Origin of the sequence: Arthrobacter zhaoxinii (genome assembly GCF_025244925.1) — a bacterium.
Classification (GTDB): Bacteria; Actinomycetota; Actinomycetes; order Actinomycetales; family Micrococcaceae; genus Arthrobacter_B; species Arthrobacter_B zhaoxinii.
Map to the genome: position 1 here is coordinate 726,524 of NZ_CP104275.1, position 23,093 is coordinate 749,616.

The window sequence follows — 23,093 nt, forward strand, 5'->3', positions numbered from 1 at the left end:
CTGCGTTCGAATGCCTGGGCCCGGTGCTGAATCAGCACCGGATGAATCTGTACTCAATGAACTCCCCCTTGTTATTAAGTGCACTCAACCTACCAGCAGCTGCTGATGAGTCCTTGCCGGCAGGCCCCGCTATTGCAACTACCAATCCCAGCCGCAGGAACCGTCCATGCACCGCCATTGCGGCTGGGGTCCGTCAGTGATTACGCATCCCGCAGGCCAGACCTTGGGCTTCGATCCATCACTTGGCGGACACCACAGGCCGCGGACGATGGGCCAGGCCTCGTGTGAACAAATGGGACACGTTGCAACCCCTGCTACGACAGTCGTTTCCTCCTTGCCGCTGGCTCCGGGATCTCGAGTAGCGCCATTGTCTGTATCTTCAGCGACTGCGCTCTCTGCCGGTGCTGCGGGATGTTCTTGGATGTAGCGGAGAGCTGCTGTCCAGGAACCGAAGAAATTGCGCAGGGCCGCGGGCGAGGGGTACTCATGGTTTGCAGCATTCATGTCTGCGCACCATTCCGCATAGCGGCCGTGGCTGGGGTACACGTTGCGCGCCTGCATGTCGGTAGCGAAGTCACGGATGGCTTTTTGGTATAGTTTTTCGGTGAACTTCACCAAGCCTGGCGTCCGGCCGCGCTGATTCGCTGCCAGCCCCATGGATTCCAATGCGGCGTTCCAATACGTGTACTTCCCCATGACGGTTTGCCGGGTCGGCGGCCAAGGGGACGCACCCTGGCGGGATTCCCAACCGAGAGCCGGGACAAGTTCATCGCGTAGTTCGTCATAGCGGGAACCGGTAATCGTCGTTTCTGGATGCTCGGCGATGTGGCGCTTGGCAGCGCCAATGATTCCGAGGATCGTTGCGATGTCTTCCTCCGTTGCCGTCCCTTGCTGGAGGACGGCGACCAGTTCCGTCATCATGTCGAGGTCCAGGTTGGCTGCTGCAAAGTGCGGGTCAGGAGCCAGACCCAGCTCGGCCCCCACAAGGTAATACAGGCCCGCTTCAACAACGGCTTTGGAGAATATGTCCTGAGCCCGGGTATCAAACCGGATACTGGACTCCCGAAGGGTCGACTCTGCCAAGTCCTTGTCCATCTCCGGAAAAAGGATCGACAGTCTCAGGACCGTTTCCGTGCGGGTCGATCCGGTTGCAGCGGCAGTCCGCGCCACTGCTCCGTACGATTCCATGAAGGATTGGGAGGCGGCTTTGATGTCCGCTTCCCGTTTTTCCAGCCGGCGTTTGCGGGACTCTGCAGCCATGCTGCCACCTACCTTGCTGACGATTTGCCGGACGCGCTCCCGAGTAACCCCGTAGTCGGCACCGATGGCTTCGAGGGTTTCCCCCTCGATGTACCTCTGCACCATGGCCGCGTCTCGTTCCTGGGCGGTAGGGCGCGAGGGACTGGTCGAAGATGTTTGTGATGTCTGGGTCATGGGATCCCCTAATTTTTGACGTTGACGAGAAATGTGGTCAGGCTGCCAGTGCCATGCGGGAGCGCCGGATGTCGTTCAATACGTCTTGGTGCGCCAACGCTGTGAGGCGCTGTACCTCTTCGAAGCTGAGCTCGGCCTCGCGGGACCTTCGGGCAAGCACGGCCAATCGGTCGGCTGCCATGTTGTGCGGGTCGCCGCTGTGGCCTTTGACCCACAGGAAGCGCACCTGGGCGTCGCGTGTGTATCCAAGGATGCGAGCTACTTCCTCGCGGCAAAAGCGGCTTGCCGACGGCGGTGCGAAACCTGGTTCCGTGAGCATGCGGAGGGCCAGCTGGCTGTCCGACCGAACAGTGATGGCGGTGCCGCCCTGCAAAGCCGATGAATAGACACCTCGCGCAGCCTGCAAGCCGAATCTGATTGACCGTAGCTCGCCTTCCAGGATGCTGTCTCCTTCGGAGACCTTCTGCCCCGGCTTCACGCGTGCCTCCCCGCCGAAATCCAGTACCCAGCCGTGCCCGAGCCAGGGAGAACACTTGCCGCGCGACGAATCGGTGGTGATGGTCAGTTGTGCGAACCGGCCGTTGATTTCCGCGGCAACTGCCTCGTCCAGGGCAGTGATGGCGACGGCTGGAGGGTATTGGAAGCTGGCGGACACCCCCAGAGCCTGGAGACTGGTCGCAGTGTTTTCGTCGTCGCAGTAGATCTCCTGGGTGCCGGCTTCGAGCTGGTAGTTCACTGCCTGGCGCACAGTGCGGTAAAGACTCGGCTGTCCGTCGGGACACGAAGGATTCCAAATCCCGGACTGAACTGCCGCAACCTGGCTGCCCTGCGTTCTGACAACAGCCCAGACCTGCAACCCGTGCTTCGGTGATACACGCACGGAGATACCGCTTCGGGCGCCAACGGCATCGGCGGCGGAAATGAAGGGCCGCGCCGGTGCTACGGGTACGGGAAAACTCATAACTGTCTCCTGATGCTGGGACGGAATTGCTGCGACACGGATCACAGTAGGGTCCGGCACTGACATTCCTAACAGCATCCCGCTTGCGCGGATAAAAATACTTTTTGTAACTGGGACGATGGGATGCTGGGGGCGCGCATGAGGGTGTCTACGAAGTGTCAGTTGCAAAGACAGGAGCGCACCCATTTAGAGAATGTGGCTGCTTGTAGGTAACCTCTTGCTTGCGGTGACTCTAGGAATGAATCTGCAGTGCCGGGTGGGCAGGAAGGGCCAGTCTTGGATCACCAGGATGAGACGGACCCAGCCAAGCGAGCCATGGCCATCATTGATAATGTCGGCGGCGAGCTCGGGCAGGAACATCCCGAAGCCAGCCGAACATACAAACAGATACGCGGCACTGCAAGAAATGCCAACGTTGCGGTCGACCAATAACGAACGGAATACTATGAACCACGCCTATATTCGTGAGCTTATTATACGAGAAGTACGCGAAAAGGCGTCCCAGCTGCCAGACGCAGCTCGCATGGTCATCCGAAATCTTGGCGGCACAGCAACTGTACAGCGAGTCGTACGGGATGTTATTGCGCAAATACTGGCCGAAACGAAAATCAACGAAGGTTGGCCTAATGGCTTTGACGCTCATACCCACTCCCCGTGGTACACAGGAGTCGAGGCAGGGGACAGGCACTGGCCAGCGTACGTGGAAAAGATGGAAGGAGGCTCTCTCGCTAACGCAGTTAAAGAAATCGACAGGACAACCCACGAAATTGTTTCGCGCTTAGCCGATCCGAGGACCTATGGGACCAAGAAGAAGGGACTAGTTCTAGGCTACGTCCAGTCCGGCAAGACGGCTAATTATTCCGGTGTTATAAGCAAGGCTGCTGATGCGGGATATCAACTTATAATTGTACTGGCCGGAACGCACAATAACTTGCGTCGGCAAACTCAAGTGCGCCTTGATAAGGATCTACTCCGAGGTGAATGGTATCCTCTGACAGCCGACGACAGGGATTTCAGAAACTTTGGAGGTGGGCCGGCCCTACTGAAGTCCGGAACAACCAAAGCGCTAGCAGTAGTGAAAAAACAGCGCGACCGGTTGGGCGCTCTGCGCGACTGGCTAACTAACATACCGGCGGATATTCGTCGGACTGTTCCAGTACTTATAATCGACGACGAGGCAGATCAGGCTACTCCAAACACAAAAGCAGCTAGTGAAGAGTTGTCGAAAATCAACGAGCTTCTTCGCGAGATCTGGGGCTTAGTTATCAGTGGAACATACGTAGGTTACACGGCGACGCCGTTCGCAAACGTATTTATGGATCCTAATGATGAGGCGGAGCTCTATCCTTCTGATTTCATCACGTCCCTGCCCAAGCCGGACGGGTATTTCGGCGCAGAAAGGTTGTTTGGGGGATCTGCGGTAATCTCCGAAGAAGACGAAGCGTTGGTGGACGCGATCAGGTACGTACCGGAGTGTGATTCGGAAGTCCTCCGACCTCCCGCGGATAGAGAGGAGCGAGAAGGATTCAAACACGAGATCCCAGCCTCGCTCCAGGATGCTGTCCTGTGGTTTGTAGTAGCGACAGCAATACGTCGTGCGCGGGGTCAGGCCCGCGAGCACAGCTCTATGTTGGTTCACACAACCCATTACACTGCACCTCACACGGTGATGAAGAACTCAATTTGCAAATACCTGCAGGAGCTCCGTAAATCTGTCAAATCGGGTGATTTTGATGCTTTGAAGGTAGCTTACGAAGTGGAAATATCTCGATGCGACAACTTGGCGAGTGAGAATATTCCGATTTGGGAAGAAGTCGAGAATCACATCAACACAGTAATAACCGCTTGCCGTGTAGTTGTAGATAACGGGGAATCTAGAGATCGACTTGATTATGACCGTCGCGATGAGGCTGGAAATCTTATTGTTGAAACCGTCATCGCTGTTGGCGGCGGAACTCTATCCAGAGGGCTCACCCTTGAGGGACTCGTTGTTTCATATTTCCTCCGCACCTCGAGCACGTATGACACGTTGCTGCAGATGGGCCGGTGGTTCGGGTACCGGCGTGGTTATGAAGACCTTCCCCGGATTTGGATGCCGGCCGACTTGAAGCTCGATTTTGAGTTCCTGGCAATGGTTGAAATTGAGCTGCGCGACGAGATTGCACGAATGGCCGCGATGGAAATGACTCCACGCGAGTTGGGGATCCGCATCCGCTCCCACCCAGGGCGGCTGGCTATTACCTCGCGAAATAAACTCGTCCATGCAGAACGAACAAACCTATCATTCACGGGCACTCGTCTTCAAACATTTATTTTTGACACTGATAAGGATGTTATTGCTGATAACCAGAGCGCCCTTAGGGGCCTTCTAATCGGCAAATCCGTAAGTGACCGGAGCGACGAAGTGCCGGCCTTTGCGTTATTTGAGAAACTATCTGCTGATGAGGTTAGTCGGTTCTTCGCTAACTATCAGACACACAAGAACCAAACAAATATGCCGGGTGATTTCATTTCTGAATGGATAACTCAAAAGGCCAACCATACCGAGTGGAATGTTGCCGTAATGGGGCTCAAGGAGGAGTCCACTACACTAGGATCGCTCGACATTGTTCCTGGACTGAGCGTACCCGCAGTCAACCGTGCCCCGCTCGCCTCTTCCTCCGCCGGAGAAGCAAATATCAAAGCGCTCCTGTCTCTGAGTGATTACGTGGCGGACATTTCAACCGCCATCACCGGACAGCAATCGGAATTGGACTCCGCTGCTTTCCAAAAGCTTCGAAAAACTCATGCTGGTGGGCGTGGTCTCTTGATAATCTACGTAGTGAGCGCCAACTCGGTCCCAACACGAGCACCGAAAGCTGGCCAGCCACCTGTCCGCCGCGCGATGGAAGCTGCGGATCACATGATCGGTGTCGGAGTGGTATTCCCAGGCTTTGATCAAATCAACGACGTTACCGACGGAGACTTCTATTCCGTGACCCCGGATTGGGAAGTCCCCGATGGTGACCATGACGGCTTTCCCCTAGGAGATTCAGACGATGAGGACAACGGCGATGCTCTTCCTGATGAGTGGGCTTGGTTGAACGGCGATGTCTGACCAAGTATCTGAGGGCTTCTTCCTTCTCCAAGCTGACCCCCGCCTACGGACAAGCCAACTCTTAACTAGACAGATCTTCATGAGCGATCGTGGAGGTGTTCTGTTGGCCATTGATACTCAAGGGAGGCGTCATCTGCTGGTGGCCCAAGAAGAACCCGGCACGGTCGTCGGCACGGTGGAGTCAGACAACCTTGCGTTGGTGGTGCGTGAACACAACGGTATCGGATATGTCGACTTGGTTTGCAGCGATCAGAGCCTTGGGCTCGTGTTTGAACGCCTCTGTTCGGATGTTGTTTCTCGCGCTGAGGAGCCCCAGGTTACCCCGTATCGCGCGCTGATGTGGGCTCTGGACGAGTGGCAGACGCTATTCGAAAATGTTGTCCAGCTGAGCAGAGAGGAACACGTTGGCCTCTTTGGAGAGCTAGTCGTTCTCGAGAACTTGGCCCGGATCGATCCGATCAATGCCTTGAATGTATGGACCGGACCTGAGCGTACGCTGCGCGACTTCACGTCGTCCAAGGCATTTGTGGAAGTAAAGACCACGACTAGTCAGGATGCGGCCCGCGTGACGATAAGTAGCCTCGACCAGTTGGACCCAGTAGCCGGCGAACCTTTGTATTTAGCCATGGTAAGCCTGAGGAACGATCCGATGGGCGATTCCGTAGGGTCCCTTATGAATCGGTTAGTAGGGATGGGGGTCCCAAAGCATGCGTTACAGAAAAAGATAGCCCAATATGGATTCCGATTTATCGAAAACGGTAAGGACTCAAAGTTTTCTGTAAACGAGGTATTCCTCTGGAGGATTACTGACGAAAGTCCTGGACTGAGACGAAGTGAACTTGGTGCGAGGCGCTTGGCTGGGATAGAGAGCATCAAGTATAGCCTTGCCGTTGAAGCCCTAGGTGACCCCTGTGATATCGATGAGTCTGAGGCGGCGATGAGGTTATGCCTAAGTTGACTGACGCAGAACTGCAAGCTGCTTATTCTGAGGTGCGAGAGCACTATATTGGTGAAGAGTTAACGTCAAAGCGAGTGCTCGCAGCTCATCTCAGGTCCATTGGGCTTACGCCAAACGGGGTTACATGGAAGCTGGCTAAAGCAGCATTCGATGACGGTTATAGTTTCGCTGAGTCCGCTCGGCTTGCACTGGACGGAGATGCATATTCTCCGTGGGAACAATCCGCGACGCCGGCACGGCACGCATCGAAGGTAACTACACCTGATGCAAAGCAGTCGGTGATCCCTGACTTAGCTGATCCACACCACATAAGGGATCTTCCTGTAGCAAGTGATGTTAGCCATTCGGATACCGGTGCCCTCAGCGGATTTCCATATTTTGAAGTGGCAACTCCCCTTCAGAAGGAGACGAAGGCGATCCAGGGGACAAGAGCCAGCGACACCCGTAACACGTATGAGTCCGCACCAATTCTGGAGTGGTTCCCCAAGGTCTGTGGCCCTGGTGATCTTATTGGCGACGGTGCACGCAAATTGTTGGGCCAGCCCAAGCTCTCTTCTATTGCATTATTGGTCCGCGAAACGGCTCAAAATAGTTGGGATGCGCGACTAGGGGACACTGTAGAGTTTCGCGTCAATTTGCGCTGCTTGAGCGAGCATCAGCTTCATCTGCTTCGTTCTAATGTATTGGTGGGAACCCACCACGGACTAGGCATCCGGGAGACCCTGGACAGGGACGAGGTCTGGGTTCTTGAAATTTCCGACCGCGGTACTAAGGGGCTGGGTGGCCCCGTGCGCCCAGATTTACCTGTTCGTGACGGGCAGGCAATGGACTTCGTCAACATGGTTTTCAATATTGGCGCGCCCAGCGATCGCAAGTTGGGAGGTGGGACGTACGGCTTCGGAAAGGCCGTGGGCTATTTGACAAGTGGTTGCGGTACGACTGTTGTCTGGTCCCATTCGAAAGAGCAGGGCGGTATCGAGGCCCGCCTAATTGGATCAGCTATCGGCAGCGCTTTTGAAGATGAGCATAGGCGCTACACGGGGCGACACTGGTGGGGCGTCCCCGATTCCGCGAATCCGAGTGCCTCGCGGATTGAGCCTCTCAGAGGCCCTGAAGCGGATGGCCTCGGTGCAGCATTGTTTGAAAATCAGTTTGCACAGGACGCAACAGGTACATCCATCCTTATCATCGACCCAATGCTTGGAGGGCCCGACCGCGAGTCTGAGGCCGAGCAACTCGCGGAAGCTATCCTATGGAACCTGTGGCCAAAGATGGTGCCTTTGTCCGACGGACGTGTACCAATGGATATCAAGGTGATGCTCAACGGAAAGCCCGTACCAATGCGGTCCCCGGAGGATCATCCTTACCTTCGCGCCTACGCCACCTGTTTGGAAGCAGTGCGTGCGGAGAATAACGGTACGCACGTCGATTTACCTCTCGGTGAAGTGCGTGAAGTACGGCAGCTAAAGCCGAACAAGCTTTTGGGTCATTTAGCTATGACTCGGTTTACCTCATTTGGCGAGGGAACCTCGCCTTTCTCCGACATCGATCCACTCGGAGATTCATCGCATCACGTATGTCTTATGCGGCATGCAGAACTCGTGGTGACCTACGAAGAGCTGCGTCGCTTGGATTCACCTGGCTATCACTGGGCGGCTGTCTTCCAACCACTTGAAGAAACAGACGCAGCGTTCTCTGCCGCCGAGCCGCCGGCGCACGACGAATGGATACCAAACTCTCTGTCAGACCGGGAGCAAAAGAGTATTGTGACGGTTGCGCTAAGACGTATACGCGAGATGTCCAACAACTTTGCCGCACCGCCAGTCGGCTTGGGCGCCAACGAGGCGGATGCAAGTACTCCAGTGGTGCACCTTGCCAATGTGCTCGGGGGGCTCGTGGCCGACTTTGAGGGAATGCCCAAAGTTCCCGATCTGGACCTGGCACCTGGAAAACCGATAGCGAGGAAGAAGTCCAGCCAACCCGTGGTGGAAATCCAAGGGCATCGCCTGATCGGCGTGGACTCTCGAGACCGGATGGGAGTAGAAATCACGGTTCTTCCAAAACACGCCGACTCCAAGCTGGTGTCTCTAAGTGCTGCGATCAGCGCAGTTGACGAAGGTGGAACAAGATATGAGTTAGAAGATTCCGATATTTCGGTTGAATGGGAAAGTACAATCGCAATGACGCTTGGGGTTGACCGCAGGAACAGCATTAGTTTCTCTCAAACGGGAACGCCGATCACTTTAAGAGTTTTCTATCCATCCGATATAACCTTGGATGTGGACTTCTCTGTTACCGAGTTGTCATGAGTAAACGAATAGTTATTCAGCCTTACAAAACGGCAGGTGCCGATTCTGTAATCTGGGGGCAGTGGTACTTCAGCTATGACAGGGACTTTCACAACCGTACTGCGGAGCCGCAGCCATGGGACGCCTTGACGGAGATGTGGATGTCCAGCCGTGTATCAATCCACCCGGAGCGGCTCTTGAGCCAAACCGGTGTTGCACAGATAGCGGATATCACTCTCGTGGGGCAGGTGGAATCGCCGAAAACCTACTTCAGAGGCATAGGTGCCACGGTGCTGTCTCTTGATGACTGGTCAGATGGCGCCAATGAGATTGATGTTGACGTTTCGGTACATCTTCCACCAGGTAGCTGTGCGGCCCGAATAACTGCTTCGATGCAGCTCATCCTCGGAGTGGAGCAAGAAGCTAGCGGCGATCGGACGGTGGCTACCCGCGTCGGATCCAGGCTGGCAGCATCAGGGACTGAGCCTTTCAACCTTGATCCGAAAACCCCCTTGTTCCCGACAGAAGCGATAGCATTTTCCGGGCTGCTGCCCGTGGGGGTTCCTTGGTTCACTAGCGTGATATATGACGATCTGGACGATGCTTTTTATGGGGCTGTGCGCCTTTATATAAATACTGAGCATCCCGGGGCAGGGATCGTGCTAGCAAACGTTGATCCAGTCGCATCCATTATGAACACTGCGCTAAAAGTAGATGTTGTAAGAAGTTTGTTTACTCAAGTATCTGCTCGTGAAGGTAGCAATATTGACGTGCGTCGGTACCATCCTGAATCTGTTGGTAGCGTTCTCGAGTCGATGAGCGCGTCGTATTTACGGTCATCACTCCGCGACGCAATTGGAATGATGCGAACCGACCCGGCCGAATTTGAGTCGCGATTGCAGGCGGCTCTGGAATATATGCGAGGTGTCTAGGGTAGTGGCTCAGTTTATATATCCTCATTTGTCTCGAGTGGCCGCACGGTCACGTGTCGAGGAGGTTCGTAGGGTCAGTGAAGAAAACCCAGAGGCACTCGTGGACCTCGTGGGATTTCATGACCCTAAAGCAGCACTTCCCGCTACAGGTGGTACAAGTGCCTCGGTAGACACGATTGCTGAGGTCCGTAAGTATGTGATGCGTGAGATCCAGCAGTGGGCCGGTCGAGTGGTTGGTTCTGGCTCATCTGAATTCGACCGAACCTTGGGCAAGGCGCTCCACACGGCCTTGGGTGTGGCACCCACTGAAGCTGCCAGCGAGGACTTCTGGACCTTTATGACCGTGGTGGTGTTCCCTGATGTGGCATACCAACGATTCCCCAGCCTCCCAGACAAACGCTTGCTTGGCTTGCCGCGGAACGTACTTCGCAGGGTATGGCTGCGGCACTCAGTTTTGGGCGACATGCTCTTTGAGGGCCATACGCCTCTCCAGGAAGACGAACTTGTTGGGCTCTTTGAACGATCCTCCCTAGCTCGAAATCCTCGCCTTATAAGGGCATTGGCGAACCAGATACTGGCTTACGGAGGGCGCGATCGCACCGCTTACGCACGGGAGCTTATTAAAGAGGCCACGCTGTCCACCGGCCCACTGTTCCTAGACATTTTGGACACGTACGCTCTTGAAGCACATATCCGTGCCTGTGGGCTCAAGGTGCAACGAGCCCGAGACTTAGCGGGCATTTCTTAGAGGATGCGGTTAGAGGTCAAGGTTTGACCGCTGCACACCCAAGAGGGTTGAGCCGAGAACCTCCGCGATCCTCTGCGCGATTTTTGAGGCCAGCAGCGGCGGGACCGCGTTCCCAACCTGCGTGTACTGCTGGGTCCGGTTCCCTAGGAAGATGTAGTTGTCGGGGAAGGTCTGCAGCCGCGCCGCTTCCCGCACGGTCAGACTGCGCATCTGTTCATGGTCAGGGTGAATGTAGTAGTGCCCGTCCTTGGCGATGTGAGACACGACAGTGGATGAAGGTTTCCCCCACGCCTGGACCCGGAACCGATCCTCGAAGGGCACCACTACGTTGTTGATGTTGTTGTGCTTGGGCCAGTGGGCAGTCGGCAGGCTGCGCACCTTCGGACTCGAACCGTCGGCCGTCACCAGCGCAGCCAGCAAGTAATAGCGAACCAAGTCTTCAAGCATGTGGCCACGGGCCTCGTGGTTCCACGTAACAGGTGCGGCATCTTTACGGAGCCATGTTTGGAGCTCACCTGCTGCGGAGGCTTTGTCGAAGGGCTCCGGGGGGCGGACGGAGTTCGACTTGGTCTCGAGTTCGTAGAGGCTGGGAGCGGACGCGCGCTCTTTGCCCGGAAGCGCCTGTAAGAACTTGTGCGCTTGCGCGCGTATCGTCGCCCAGTCCTCCCAAGTGGACTGCGGTCGGCGGGAAATACCCGAGCGCAGATGGGGCAGAGACCAGATGGCGTCCTGCACGCTTACAGGTTCGCGGGATTCGAGGACCTTTGGGGCCGGAAGCTGGGCGTCCCGACGGAGGCCCACGATGATGACCCGGTGGCGCTTCTGGGGGATTCCGAACTGCTCGGACTTGATGATGAAGTCCGTGGGCTTGAGTTCTCCGGTGTCGCTGCTGACCACCATCGAGTGAAGGTCGTAGCCGGGTGCGCGCAGGTCCTGCTCGATCAGTTCAAAGATCTTGCCGTCGCCGCTCTTGGACGAGAGCATGCCTTTCACGTTTTCCATCACGAAGACCGCAGGGCGGAACTCGGTGATGATGTGAAGGTATTCCTTGTACAGGAAGTGCTTGTGATCGTCCTTGAACGTGGCGTCGTGCTTGCGCCGGGAGCGTCCGGCCATCGAGTAGGCCTGGCACGGCGGTCCGCCGATCAGGACCCATTCGGAGGAGTCCTGAAGAGATTCGCGGATTAACGCGTCGGACTCTGGACGGCTGTCCTCACTCAGGGTGAACTGCCGGACTTCGGCTCCCGCGTGCGCGAAAGCCTCAGCCACCTCCGGCGCGGCACGCATTTCGTCGTACGTCACGTCTTGGGAAAGGTACTTCTTATAGATCTCAGGTTGACCTTCAGGCAAATCCAAAAGGAACCGGTGAGCCGCGCGCAGGGTAAGAGTCTTTACCGCTGACGTCTCCATCTCAATCGATAGAACCGTCTTGAAGACCCGCTTACCCTGCTCGTCGCGGATGCTGGAGAAGCCTTCGTTCAGGCCGCCAGGGCCAGCAAAGATGTCAACGACGGGAATCACGGTGTCCTCCAAAATCAGTACGGCTCTCCAGGTTACCAGGAAGGAACGAGGAGCCAAGTAATCTTACCGGCTCTGCGCGTTCATGTTTGCCCAGTCAACTATGCTGCACTGACAGTTTGATTACCGATGATCGGGCTCCACCGGTAGAGGAGCCCACCCCTCCGCCCGCCCCAAGGCCAGCTCCAGCTCCCGCCCGCCGGCTTCGGCAATCAGCACCGGATCGCCAACCACCACCAGCAGGCACCGAGCCCGAGACAGCCCCACGTAAAGCTGCTCCGGAGCACGGGCCATGTCCTTGAACCCGTTCACACAGAGGATCACCACCGAGCGTTCCAGCCCCTTGAATCCCAGGACGTGCCCGTAGAACTCCGCGTCGTCGTCGTCGTGAAAGGACTTCCAGTACTCGCGGATGCGCTGGGAATCGAAATAGTCCTGGTGGATCGGGTGGCGTTTGTTGGTGGTGAGCAGGGCGATCTGGTTGGCCGCCCAGCCCTCGTCGATGAGCGCATCCACGCAGTCGCTAGCGACGTCCAGCGCATCTTCGGTGGCAGAGGCGACGAGGCGCACCGGCAGCCCGTCCCCGCCGCGGGGTGAGAAATGTTCGCCGGCGAACCCGCGGAAGGTCTGTGCGATCCGTTTGGTGTTACGCAGGTTATCGTCGATGTGGAGGGTGACGAGCCCGGCAGTGGGGTCGTCGGCCGTTCCGGCGGTAGCGGCGTCCCAACGGCCGTAGACGTTCTGCCGCTCGTCCATGAAGGCGTACACCCCGCCGTCGTCGGGCTTCTTCAGGCACGCGAGCAGCGCCTCCCACCACAGCGGGGCGAAGTCCTGGGCCTCGTCGACGACGACGGCGTCCAGCTTCTCCTCGACCGGCAGGACGTCGGCGAGTTCCTTGAGCAGGCGCGGCATCTCCTCGTCGAAGTACTCCTGCCCGGACCCGTCGGGCACGCCCAAGGACTGTACATAGTCGTGGAACTCGCCCACGAACACCGGCCGGGCCTGCTGCCAGCCGGCGACCTCGCGGCGTAGGTGCTCGCTGAGTCCCTTGTTGTAGCAGAACAGCCCGACGCGCTGGCCGTCCTTGGCGAGGCGCTTGGCCTTCTCGACGGCGAGCCAGGTTTTGCCGCTGCCGGCGCCGCCGACGAAGCGGGCGCGGGTGATGGAGCGGGTGGAATCCAGCAGTACCTTCTGCCGTGTGGTGAGCCGTTCCTGGTGGTCCTCCAGCTCGGCAGCATCCAGGCTCGGACGGTCAGCAGCGGCCAGATTGCCAGAGAGGTGGGGGATGATGCGTTCCACGTATTTGGGGGAGAGCGGGACGGCGCCCTGCCCTTCCATCTCGATGGCAGCCCGGATCTTTGCGGCGCATCCGTTTGCCAGCTCCGCCTGGTCGATGACGAGGCTGCGCGGCGTGCCGGCCATCTCCCAGCCGGGCTGGACATCCGAATAGGGGAAGCACGCCATGTAAGTGATGCGGCTGGTCAGGGGAGTGCCGAGGCGGCTGCCGATCCAGTCCTTGAAGGCATGCTGCGCGCTCTGGGCCTGGGCGACGGGGCTTTCCATCCGGCGTTTGCCGGTCCGGTCGCTCTGGTACCACTGGCCGTTCTCCACGGACACCCGGCCGCCCTTGACCTCGAGGACGGCGACCCCGACGCCGGGCCAGAGAATCAGAATGTCGATCTCGTGTTCGGCGCGGCCGTGCCGCAGCTGGACCGAGTGGGCCAGTACGACATCGTCGGGCAGCTGGGCGCGCAGGGAGTTCCAGACCGCCTGTTCGGCTAGGTGTCCGTCCTGAAAGTCAGGCTCTTCCGGTATGCAGCGCACGATTCCCCCTTATCGTTCCGGCTGGTGCCGGGGTCTGGTGGGTAATCTACCGGACGGATCCAAAAGACTGGCCGCAACTTAGGGTGTTGCCGTGCCGCCGTCATACTGAAGCACCTTGCCGTTTGCCGTTGACAGTCGTGTCAATGTGCTTTCAGCTCGTTCCCGGACGGCAAGAAGCCGTTCCCGGTGTCCAGATCTAGTTGCACGCGTTCCCTGAATCTCTTCGGCGAGTCTGCTGATGCGATGGAGCTCGGGCCTGAAAAGCTCTTCTAGGCCGTCATTGACTGTCTGGAGCGCCCTAATCACGATGCCGTCGGCTTGGGCGAGTATTTGATCGGTAATCTCGCGACGACGCTGGGTTCGTTCCCGCTCGGCTCTCACTGCTGACCGCTCGTCAGCGACGACACCGTACACCCCCTGCCCGATTGTGATCGCAACGTTGCCCACCCTTGCGACTCTTCCGACGTTATTCGCGAAGCGCACCGCCTCCCACGGCTTGAACTTCTTACCGAACGCCTTGCCGACTTTCAACACCGCTTTGTGTCCCACGCTGCCGGCGGCTGCTTTTGTACCGGTGCCAGCCCCCCAGACCTCACTAAAACTCTTTAGATGCTGCGAGAGCCCATCCGCCCAGGCCGGCATCTGCTGACGCGGAGAGACGCCGCGTCGAACCGCAACGTCCGGTGTTTCGAAGCCGCTCGTTTCGGCCTGGCCAAGGCGAACTGAAATACGTCCGTAGGGGGACGCTTCGATCTCCAGGACTTCTGCAGCTAGGTCGTCGAACTGGACTTCGAGCAGCTGGCGCACGCCGTCCTCAAACCGCTCCAAGGCACCGCTCAGGTCATCATTCAGGGTGGCCTGAGCCTTGTCGTACGCGTCGTCGATGGACCTATGCGGCTCTTGTTGCTCGTTCCACTCAATATGGTCGGCGACCTGGGCGGCGGCCCGAAGCGCCGTTTTGCGAAATTCGCCTGCGCGGGCCTCGAGCAAGGAGTTGAGATGGATACGCTTCTTGGCGAGCGCAGAATGTTGCCGGGAAAGGACAGTGAGTGCGGCGTGTTCGTTGGGGTCATCTGTCTCGGGCCGATCAAAGGCAACCGATGTTCAGTAGGCAACAGATAGAGGGGGCCGCTATGACGGCCCCCTCCGGCTCTACTTGCTGTGCAGTGCGGCGTCCTCATAGGGGCCGAGGAATCGCGACCCATTAAGGTGGATCATGTGAGTCGGCTCGTCTGCCGCCCATGCTTCAGTCTCCCAGGCAAGCTCGCTCAGGAACTTCCGCATAGTGGCTCGGTCTGGAAAGCAAGAGACATATACGAGACCGGCTGTCGACCCGGCAAATATCGAGCGCAGTTCGTCGTAGCGCTTGGCATCAACAGGGCCATGAGAACTGGCGGCTTCCATGAGCACAAGCCAATTCTTCTCCGGCATATGCACGATCAAATCGGGGAACTTTCCGTGCAAGTCCAGTTCCACCCCGAGGGCACCGAGTATCTCTTCCTCGAAGATGCTCAGCTTTACGTCGGCGTCGCCGATATAGAGTACCCTTCCGCCAGGTGTGAAGCGGGAACAGAAGTCTTCAATCATCGATTTCAAGAGCACGTTTTGCCCGCCTGCGCTTAGTGTCAGCTCAGAGCCGTCTGGCATCGTAACAGGCAAGCGGGTCATCTCGCGTTCTGCTGCGTACCTCGTTGCAAGACCCGGAGCCGCGAGGAGGTACTCAGTGAGTCTCGAGTCAAATTCGATTTCCCCAACGAGCCGAAGGAGTTCCAACGCTGGAGGCGCGATCCGGTAGTTGTTGTTTCTGTCGTTCGGCGTGCGTTCAGGCTTGTCGAAGTTGTACTGCACCAGCCCCGCAGCAACAAACTGGTGGAGCGTTTGCCGCCTAAACGTCTCCCGGGTGTTCGGCGCATAGGTCATTCCGTACTCGGCATTGACCCAGTCGAGAATCGCCGATGTGCCAAGCATCGGGTTAGTCGACTCAGACCAAGGCTTTTCCGGTGTGAGTTGAAGTAATCCGAGCAGGATCATTCCGGATCGGTCGTTGAGGCGGCCTTGGTCGAAGCCAAGCTGCCGGAGTACTTCTACGGCTTCTCTGACGCGTGCCGTTGATGCTTGTCCTGTTATGCCGTTGTGCGCTGCAGCAGTCACTTATCTTCTTTCCACCCCATGTTGATCCTGACTAGTTCGTCGAGGACATCTTGCGTCGGGAGCCCGACCTCCCAATCCTCTCCCATCTGAAGCAATTCGTCCGTATTTGGGTAGCGCATTTCGCGAAGGTCGGTGGCATTGACTTGGGTGTGGCCAGAGAACGTACGAAAATACTTGTCTACAAAACTACTGTTCAGCCAGAGCGTTAGTCCGACCGCTAGCTTTCGGTCCAGGCCGACGCCGTTTGCGTGGAAGTAATTGAGCTTATTGTCAAACGCGACGGGTCCGATGTCATTCGAGTCTGGGGACCACACTCCGGCAACAATTCGTCGGCGCTCTTCTTTTGCAGAAAATCGCTTGACAAGTACGTAATGACCGGAAGGCACCAAGAGATTACGGTCGTTGTCCGTCGTCGCATTGAACCATTGAGGCTTACCTGTGACCTTCGGATGCTCCACGCGACCGTTGGAGAGGTTGGCGGGGTACACCATCGGAAACCCAGTGGTAGCCCCAGGGCTGAGATTTTCTCGAGAGCGAAAATCAACGACTCGACCAGTGCTGACGCATATGCCAAGGTCGTCAAGCGAAGTTGGTAAGTCCAGCATCCTGGTTACGGTCTCATCGTCGCCTTGGCCTACAGGTATCCGTATGAATTGACGCCGGTCCGTTGGTCGAACAATATCGAAACTTGGGACTTCAAATGTGCGAATTTCATGTTCGTGACCTATGGACGCCGAGAGGGTGACGCTATCATTGGTTCCGTTTTTGGTAACACTGAAGATGATGTTTTCCTGTAGGACTCCCGTATCGGCGAACACGGTGGACCGGCTATCGAATACATGTATGTGGTCCAATGAAGTATGAGCCAGGATATACGAGCGAAATTGCTCAAAGTAGACACCGTTGGTGAATGACCTGGGCGTGATCGCCACGAGCTGCCCGCCCTTTTTCAGTTGCATGATTCCCCGAGCGACGAACGCGGCGTAGATGTTAGGCGTATGCACGCCAAGTTTGGTCATCACAGTGCGGTAATCAGATTTTGCGGGGAGCTTTTGGTACGGAGGATTCATTATGACAAGGTCATAATCTGTATCGGCCGCGGATTCTATGGCGATGAAGTCACTTTCAATTACTTCAGTGGTGAGCTTGATTCCGGCGCTGGCAGCAACCGTTTGGAGATCTTCCATCGTCTCCCGCAGTTTCTCGGCTACTTCCGAGTCAAGTTCCAGTGCAGTGATATGAACATCTAGTGACGGTGCCTCTTCGATTATTCGTGCATAGAGCGCAGTCAGGAGTGATCCAGTCCCAGCTCCGGGGTCAAGAATCTTCAACGACCCGCTGATCGGCAAGCGGGGGATCGAGGCAATGAGCTTCGCGGCTAGATGCGGCGTGAAGTGCTGGCCCAATCTGAGCTGGGTTGCGGGGTCGAGGCCTTGTTGTGCGGTCAGACGGCGCTTGTCGGCGCGAATAACGAAGTCATGAGCAAGCATGGATTAACCTTATCCGTGCTGCCCGGCAGTTCGGATTTAGTGGGCCAGCGCCGGTTCTCGAATGCGCCGCGTGCCACACAATGCCACCGCCAACCTAATCTCACGCCTTATGGCCTTAGCTTTGACCTTTGCCTCAAGACGCGGGAGTGTAGTGCTCGCCGTTCCACTTACAGCAATCCACGGCGTGGATCAGGGTTTGCTCGTGGCCGGGACGGCCTTACCCGGGCGGCAGGCAAGTCGCTGGAATCACAGCGCCTCGCTGACAGATTTAGTCGCTGGCGGACGAAGCCGGGCTCCGGGCAGCATGGGAGGATCCTGCTCGGGCAACTCGACGGCAGCTGGCGCGGCCCGGAGTTCGCCGGCTACGCGACAGAAACGGAACAGCAGGAGATCCTAGCCGAACATCTCGCACTGATTTAGGGCTCAATGCTTCACATGGCGGGAACCCCTGTCGGTGCAGGCCCTGCCCGCATCGCATTGGTGGGCACCGATTTTCTGAGCAAGATCAGCGGTATTCCCCGCTCCACGCGTCCGTCGGCGAGGACCTGCGAACCACCTTCCCCACGCGTCGGCCCAAAGTGCCCCTGGCATCCCTGAGTGAGGGCTCACTATGCAGGGACTGCGCCTTGAAAATTCTGCGCAGGATGCGGCGGAAAATTGGGATCCAGTAGCGCAATCGTCGCTCTGTGAAACCTGACTCTGTGATGGTGCACCTTGCCAATTCGGACCCGGGCATACCTTCTGCAAAGATGCATGTAAGGCTACTGATAAAAGGGGAACTACTGTGGGCAGCATGCAGGACCATCCGTCAAACGAGAACGCCACGCCATTACGGCAGGACGGCCAACCGGTGATAACTCCCGCCTCCACCCCGAACACCGCCACCTACGGGGTGCACTCGGAGGTCGGCAAACTGCGCAAGGTTCTCGTCTGCGCCCCGGGCCTCGCCCACGAACGGCTCACACCCACCAACCGGGAAGACCTGCTGTTCGACGACGTGATGTGGGTAGAGAACGCCCAGCGCGACCACGCCGACTTCGTCACCAAGATGGAGAACCACGGCGTGGACGTCGTCGAGCTCCATGACCTGCTGGGCTCCACCATGGACCTGCCCGAGGCGCGGACCTGGCTGCTGGACCGGAAAATCGTCGCCAACCGGGTCGGGCTCGGATTGGTGTCCGGCACCCGGGCCTTCCTGGATTCACTCACCGGCGCGGACCTGGCACGCTACCTCATCGGCGGGCTCGCGACGTCGGACCTTCCCGCCGACTACCGCACCGGTTACATCGCCCTGGCCCGGGAATCCTCGGGCCGGCCCGAGTACCTGCTGCCGCCGCTGCCTAACACCCTCTACACCCGAGACACCACCTGCTGGGTCGGCGAAGGGCTGACGCTGAACCCGCTGTACTGGCCGGCACGCCACGACGAGACCCTGCTGATGCAGGCCATCTATCGGTTCCATCCGGAGTACGCGGCGTCCACCGTCTGGTGGGGCGACGGGGAACAGGACTGGGGCCAGGCCTATCTGGAAGGCGGGGACGTGATGCCCGTGGGCAACGGCACCGTGCTGATCGGCATGGGGGAGCGCACCTCCCGCCAGGCCATCACCCAGCTCGCGCAGTCGCTGTTCGCCGCCGAGGCCGCCGAACGGATCGTGGTGGCCGGCATGCCCAAGCTGCGCGCCGCGATGCACCTGGACACCGTGTTCACCTTCGCCGACCGGGACCTGGCCACCATCCACCCGGCCATCGTGGACGGCATCCACGCCTTCACCATCCACCCCTCGGACCGCAGCCCCGGCCTGGAGGTGCGGGACCACCGCGACCGCCGCTTCGTAGACGTCGTGGCCGAATCCATGGGCTACAAAAAGCTGCGCCTGGTGGAGACCGCCGGCGACTACTCCGCCTCCGAACGGCAGCAGTGGGACAGCGCGAACAACGCCGTCGCCCTGGAGCCGGGCGTGGTGTTCACCTATGACCGCAACACCCAGACCAACGCGGCGCTGCGGAACGCCGGGGTCGAGGTGATCCCGATTGTCGGGGCCGAACTCGGCCGCGGCCGCGGCGGCGGGCACTGCATGACCTGCCCGATCATCCGGGACGGCCTGGACTAACGACGACGGCGGCGTGCCGCGGCTGGCATGTGACCGCGGCCCCGGCCACGGTTTCGACGTGGACTCCAGCGAACGCACCGCCTTTGACGGGTACACGCCTTTCCACTGCAGGGACCCCTTCGGCAACCGCCTCGGGGTGCTGGCCGCCGATTCGGACCCTGCCGTCTCCCTCTGAGAGGATTGTGGTGAGCCGCTGACGGAGGAGCCTCCGCAGGAAGCGGTCCGTCCCTCCACAGATGTCTAAGCGGTGTTGCCTCAGTGGCCGCAACATCCGATTGGAAAAGAACCGTGTCTAATGCGCCTGCTTCAGGGGACAAAGCCCCAGCAGCCAAACTCTCCCTGCTGACCCTCACCACTGTGGTGATCGGGTCCATGGTCGGGGCCGGGGTGTTTTCCCTGCCCCAGCGCTTCGCCGAGGAAACCGGGGTGTGGGGTGCGCTGGTCGCCTGGCTGATTGCGGGTTCCGGCATGCTGATGCTGGCCTTTGTGTTCCAGCGGCTGTCCATGCGCAAACCGGCGCTTGATGCGGGGGTCTTCGCCTACGCCAAGGCCGGCTTCGGAAACTACGTGGGGTTCTTCTCCGCAGCGGGTTACTGGGCCAGTGCCTGTGTTGGAAACGTCACCTACTGGGTGCTCACCATGTCCACGCTGGGAGCCCTGTTTCCGCAGCTGGGCGCAGGGGACACCCTCCTGGCCGTCGTGCTGTCCTCGGCCGGGCTGTGGGGATTCTTCTTCCTGATCAGGCGCGGGATCAAAGAAGCCACGGCCATTAACCGGATAGTCACGATCGCCAAGGTTGTTCCGATCCTGGTCTTCGTGCTGTTTGCTGTCTTCCTGTTCGACCCCGCCGTCTTCGCGGGAAACCTTACCGGTGCGGACTATACGGGGCCGCTGTTCGAGCAGGTCAGCAACACGATGCTGGTGACGGTCTTCGTTTTCCTCGGTGTCGAAGGTGCCAGCGTGTATTCGCGCCATGCCCGACGGCGGGAGGACGTTGGCCGGGCCACCGTTCTCGGATTTCTGAGCGTCTTTGCCATCTTTGCCTCGGTCACGATCGTTTCCTACGGCGTCCTGCCGATGGAACAGCTCGCCGAGCTGCGCCAACCATCCCTGGCGGGCGTCCTGGAAGCGGGGGTGGGGGCCTGGGGGCTGGTGTTCGTCAGCGCAGGCCTGATCATTTCGGTGATGGGGGCTTACCTGGCTTGGAGCCTGATGGCGGCGGAGGTCCTGTATGTGGCCGCCAGGGAGAAGGACATGCCGCGGTTCCTGTCCCGGGTCAGCGAGGACGATGTCCCGGTCAACGCCCTGCTGCTGAGCACCCTGCTCAGCCAGCTGGTAATGGTCATCACCTACTTCTCCGGGGATGCCTTCGACTTCGCACTGGACATGACCGCGGTCCTGACGTTGTTTTCCCTCCTTTTCGCGGCCCTCTACGCTCTCAAGCTCGGTTGGAGCGGGGAATCGTATGAAGGAGCCCCGAGCCGCACCCGGCGGGGCGACCTGGCCATTGCCGTCATTGCCACCATTTATTCAGTGTTCCTGGTCTATGCCGCCGGGCTGCCCCTGGTGCTGCTTTCGATGATCTTCTACGCCCCCGCCACCGTCCTGTTCGTGATTGCCCGTCGTGAACAAGGGCAGCGTGTTTTCCGGGGAGGGGAGCTGGTTCTTTTCCTCATTACTTTGGCAGGAGCCGTTGCAGGCGTGCTCGCCCTGACCCGGGGTTGGATAGTGCTCTGAGCAGAGGGCGTGCCGCGCCCTGCGGTATGCACCCGGAGGTGGGCAAGCTGCGCAAGGTTCTGGTCTGTGCCCCGGGTCTGACCCACGAACGGCTCACACCGACCAACCGTGAAGACCTGCTGCTCGACGACGTCATGTGGGTGGATCGTCCAGCGCGACCACGCGGACTTCGTCGCCAAGATGACCAGCCGCGGCTTCGACGTCTCGAACTCCACGACCTGCTGGGCCCGACCCGGGTACCAGCTGCCGCTATGAATCTTCTACTGGCCGGCCCGGCACGACGTAATCCTGCTGATGCAGGCCATCTATCTGTTCCATCCGGACTCCGAACGCCAGCAGTGGGACAGCGCGAACAACGCCGTCGCGCTGGAACCGGGCGTGGTGTTCACCTATGACCGCAACACCCAGACCAATGCGGCGCTGCGCATCTACGGCGTCGAGGTGGTCCCCATTGTGGGCGCCGAGCTCGGCCGCGGCCGCGGGCACTGCATGACTGCCCGATCATCCGGGATGGCCTGGATTAGTGACGACGACGGCGCGCGGCTCGCGGGCATAGTCACCCACCACGAGCTCGTCGGCGGCGCCCATTTGTTTACGGAGCCGGCAGACTTCGGGCAGCACCGGCAGCGTCGACAACCTGCGCGGTGTTTTCATCCGCCGCTTTCCTGGCCGAGATGTTCCGCCAGTGGAGGACCACCGCAGCAATGATCAGCGGGACGTGGATGGCGGGAAGGTTCTTGGCCAGCCACTGCGGGAGATAGATGTCGGTGACAGACCCGGTACTGTCTCCGAGATTTCGTGCCACCGCAGTAAGCGGGCAGTGAAATCCGTTGCCGGCGAAGACCAGTATCTCCACGGCGACCACCGCGGCCGCGATGCCTGCCCTCCGGTCTGACCGCTTCCGGCCGCCGGAGTACAGGACATAAAGCATGCAGCTTTCAATGGTGAACCATGCAAACGTGTGAAACAGCTTCACCGCTCTAAGCAGAGCGCCGCGGTCATCCATGCCCCATTGTCACGCTCACACTCGGGAAAATGAGTCCTGATTCCCTCCTTTCCGGAAACGGGCCGTCATGCAGCTGAACCCGTGTCCACCTCGCCGACCGGGATCTGGCCACCATCCACCGGCCATTGTGGACGGCATCACCATCCATCCCGGACCGCAGCCGGCCTGGCGGCGGCTCGGATCAGACGGTGTTGATCCAGGCACCTCGGTCCGAGAAGAACGAGAAGATTGGCTCGTAGAGGACGATGTACTTGCCGCTCTCCGCCGCAGCGTTGTCGAAACAGACATCGCCGGTTGCGGTGCCGCTCGGTGCTACCTGTCCGCCTGCCAGAATGTTGGAGCTCCCCGTCACGCCAGCGTTGCTGATGGTTCCTGAAGGCGCTTGAAGCTTCCAGTCAAAGGCATTGAAATCGATCGTTTCATCTGACCCATTCTGGATGGTCGCCGTCGTGCAAAGAGTAGGCCCGAGGGTTGAATCGCCAGGGCTCAACGCCGTTGACGTGACGGTGATATCTCCCAAAACCAGCGGGTCGCCTGCCTGGCCAATCACGTCGCTGTCCTGCGCTCCTGGGAAGGCAGGCTCGGAGGTTTCGGTCGCGGTCGGGTCCGAGGATGAATCCGGATCAGCAGTATCGTTTCCCCCGCCGCCCGACATCGTGGCGATGCTGATGATCACGATCAAGACAATGAGTGCCAATGGCAGAATGAAACGCTTTTTCTTGTACCAGGGGCGGCGTGCCTTGGCATAGGCCTTGTCGGCTTTGGCCTGGGCACGCGCGTCGCGCGGGTTCTGGGGAGGTTGGTTTCGGGGATCAAGCGGCTGGTTCTCTGACATG

The 23,093-nt window shown here is 58.9% G+C and carries 15 protein-coding genes and 1 pseudogene; 7 read left to right on the forward strand and 9 right to left on the reverse strand.

The features are described from left to right. Window positions 1–138: 138 nt before the first annotated feature. Together N2K95_RS03395 and N2K95_RS03400 are read right to left on the reverse strand one after the other, a co-directional pair. On the reverse strand, window positions 139–1,434 hold the full coding sequence (locus N2K95_RS03395; RefSeq protein WP_260652919.1) for a sigma factor-like helix-turn-helix DNA-binding protein: 1,296 nt from the start codon (window positions 1,432–1,434) through the stop codon (window positions 139–141). A gap of 37 nt (window positions 1,435–1,471) precedes the next feature. Next, window positions 1,472–2,182: a ribonuclease HI gene (locus N2K95_RS03400; RefSeq protein ID WP_260652920.1), complete on the reverse strand. Its 711-nt coding sequence runs from the start codon at window positions 2,180–2,182 to the stop codon at window positions 1,472–1,474. A gap of 658 nt (window positions 2,183–2,840) precedes the next feature. Here N2K95_RS03400 and N2K95_RS03405 point away from each other — a divergent pair. The 4 genes from N2K95_RS03405 (at window position 2,841) to N2K95_RS03420 (ending at window position 9,670) form a co-directional block, all read left to right on the forward strand. Beyond that, the gene (locus tag N2K95_RS03405) at window positions 2,841–5,492 is read left to right on the forward strand and encodes a Z1 domain-containing protein (RefSeq protein WP_260652921.1); all 2,652 of its coding nucleotides are present in this window, start codon (window positions 2,841–2,843) and stop codon (window positions 5,490–5,492) included. A gap of 79 nt (window positions 5,493–5,571) precedes the next feature. Further along, window positions 5,572–6,450, forward strand: a complete 879-nt coding sequence (locus tag N2K95_RS03410; protein ID WP_260652922.1) for a PD-(D/E)XK motif protein — start codon at window positions 5,572–5,574, stop codon at window positions 6,448–6,450. After that, window positions 6,447–8,759 (forward strand): hypothetical protein, encoded by a 2,313-nt coding sequence (locus N2K95_RS03415; protein ID WP_260652923.1) that lies wholly within the window; start codon window positions 6,447–6,449, stop codon window positions 8,757–8,759. Before N2K95_RS03410 ends, N2K95_RS03415 begins: the two co-directional genes overlap by 4 nt. Further along, entirely contained in the window at window positions 8,756–9,670 is a 915-nt protein-coding gene (locus tag N2K95_RS03420; RefSeq protein ID WP_260652924.1) for a hypothetical protein, read from the forward strand. Before N2K95_RS03415 ends, N2K95_RS03420 begins: the two co-directional genes overlap by 4 nt. A gap of 757 nt (window positions 9,671–10,427) precedes the next feature. Here the strand turns inward: N2K95_RS03420 and N2K95_RS03425 are convergent. The 5 genes from N2K95_RS03425 to N2K95_RS03445 form a co-directional block, all read right to left on the reverse strand. Next, on the reverse strand, window positions 10,428–11,939 hold the full coding sequence (locus N2K95_RS03425) for a DNA cytosine methyltransferase (protein ID WP_260652925.1): 1,512 nt from the start codon (window positions 11,937–11,939) through the stop codon (window positions 10,428–10,430). Window positions 11,940–12,059: 120 nt separating this feature from the next. After that, complete coding sequence (locus tag N2K95_RS03430) at window positions 12,060–13,760, reverse strand: nuclease-related domain-containing DEAD/DEAH box helicase (RefSeq protein WP_260652926.1); 1,701 nt, start codon at window positions 13,758–13,760, stop codon at window positions 12,060–12,062. Window positions 13,761–13,838: 78 nt separating this feature from the next. Then, entirely contained in the window at window positions 13,839–14,750 is a 912-nt protein-coding gene (locus N2K95_RS03435) for a LeoA/HP0731 family dynamin-like GTPase (RefSeq protein ID WP_260652927.1), read from the reverse strand. A 162-nt stretch (window positions 14,751–14,912) separates the two neighbouring features. Next, window positions 14,913–15,911 (reverse strand): BsuBI/PstI family type II restriction endonuclease, encoded by a 999-nt coding sequence (locus N2K95_RS03440; RefSeq protein ID WP_260652928.1) that lies wholly within the window; start codon window positions 15,909–15,911, stop codon window positions 14,913–14,915. Continuing rightward, window positions 15,908–17,401: an Eco57I restriction-modification methylase domain-containing protein gene (locus tag N2K95_RS03445; RefSeq protein WP_260652929.1), complete on the reverse strand. Its 1,494-nt coding sequence runs from the start codon at window positions 17,399–17,401 to the stop codon at window positions 15,908–15,910. The genes N2K95_RS03440 and N2K95_RS03445 overlap by 4 nt, the downstream gene beginning before the upstream one ends. 853 nt (window positions 17,402–18,254) lie before the next feature. On the opposite strand from N2K95_RS03445, the gene N2K95_RS03450 reads away from it, so the two are divergent. The 3 genes and pseudogenes from N2K95_RS03450 to N2K95_RS16345 form a co-directional block, all read left to right on the forward strand. Continuing rightward, window positions 18,255–19,514, forward strand: a complete 1,260-nt coding sequence (locus N2K95_RS03450) for an arginine deiminase (protein ID WP_407080134.1) — start codon at window positions 18,255–18,257, stop codon at window positions 19,512–19,514. A gap of 288 nt (window positions 19,515–19,802) precedes the next feature. Next, on the forward strand, window positions 19,803–21,251 hold the full coding sequence (locus N2K95_RS03455) for a basic amino acid/polyamine antiporter (RefSeq protein WP_313771175.1): 1,449 nt from the start codon (window positions 19,803–19,805) through the stop codon (window positions 21,249–21,251). 321 nt (window positions 21,252–21,572) lie between these two features. Continuing rightward, window positions 21,573–21,775 (forward strand): annotated as a pseudogene (locus N2K95_RS16345) (arginine deiminase family protein); the annotation flags it as partial. A 68-nt stretch (window positions 21,776–21,843) separates the two neighbouring features. Here the strand turns inward: N2K95_RS16345 and N2K95_RS16350 are convergent. Both N2K95_RS16350 and N2K95_RS03465 read right to left on the reverse strand, forming a co-directional pair. Further along, window positions 21,844–22,182, reverse strand: coding sequence for a hypothetical protein (locus N2K95_RS16350; RefSeq protein WP_455423616.1), 339 nt, complete (start codon window positions 22,180–22,182; stop codon window positions 21,844–21,846). 256 nt (window positions 22,183–22,438) lie between these two features. After that, window positions 22,439–23,092 carry a DUF4352 domain-containing protein gene (locus tag N2K95_RS03465; protein ID WP_260652932.1) on the reverse strand — a complete coding sequence of 218 codons (654 nt, stop codon included), beginning with the start codon at window positions 23,090–23,092 and terminating at the stop codon, window positions 22,439–22,441. Window position 23,093: the final 1 nt, after the last annotated feature.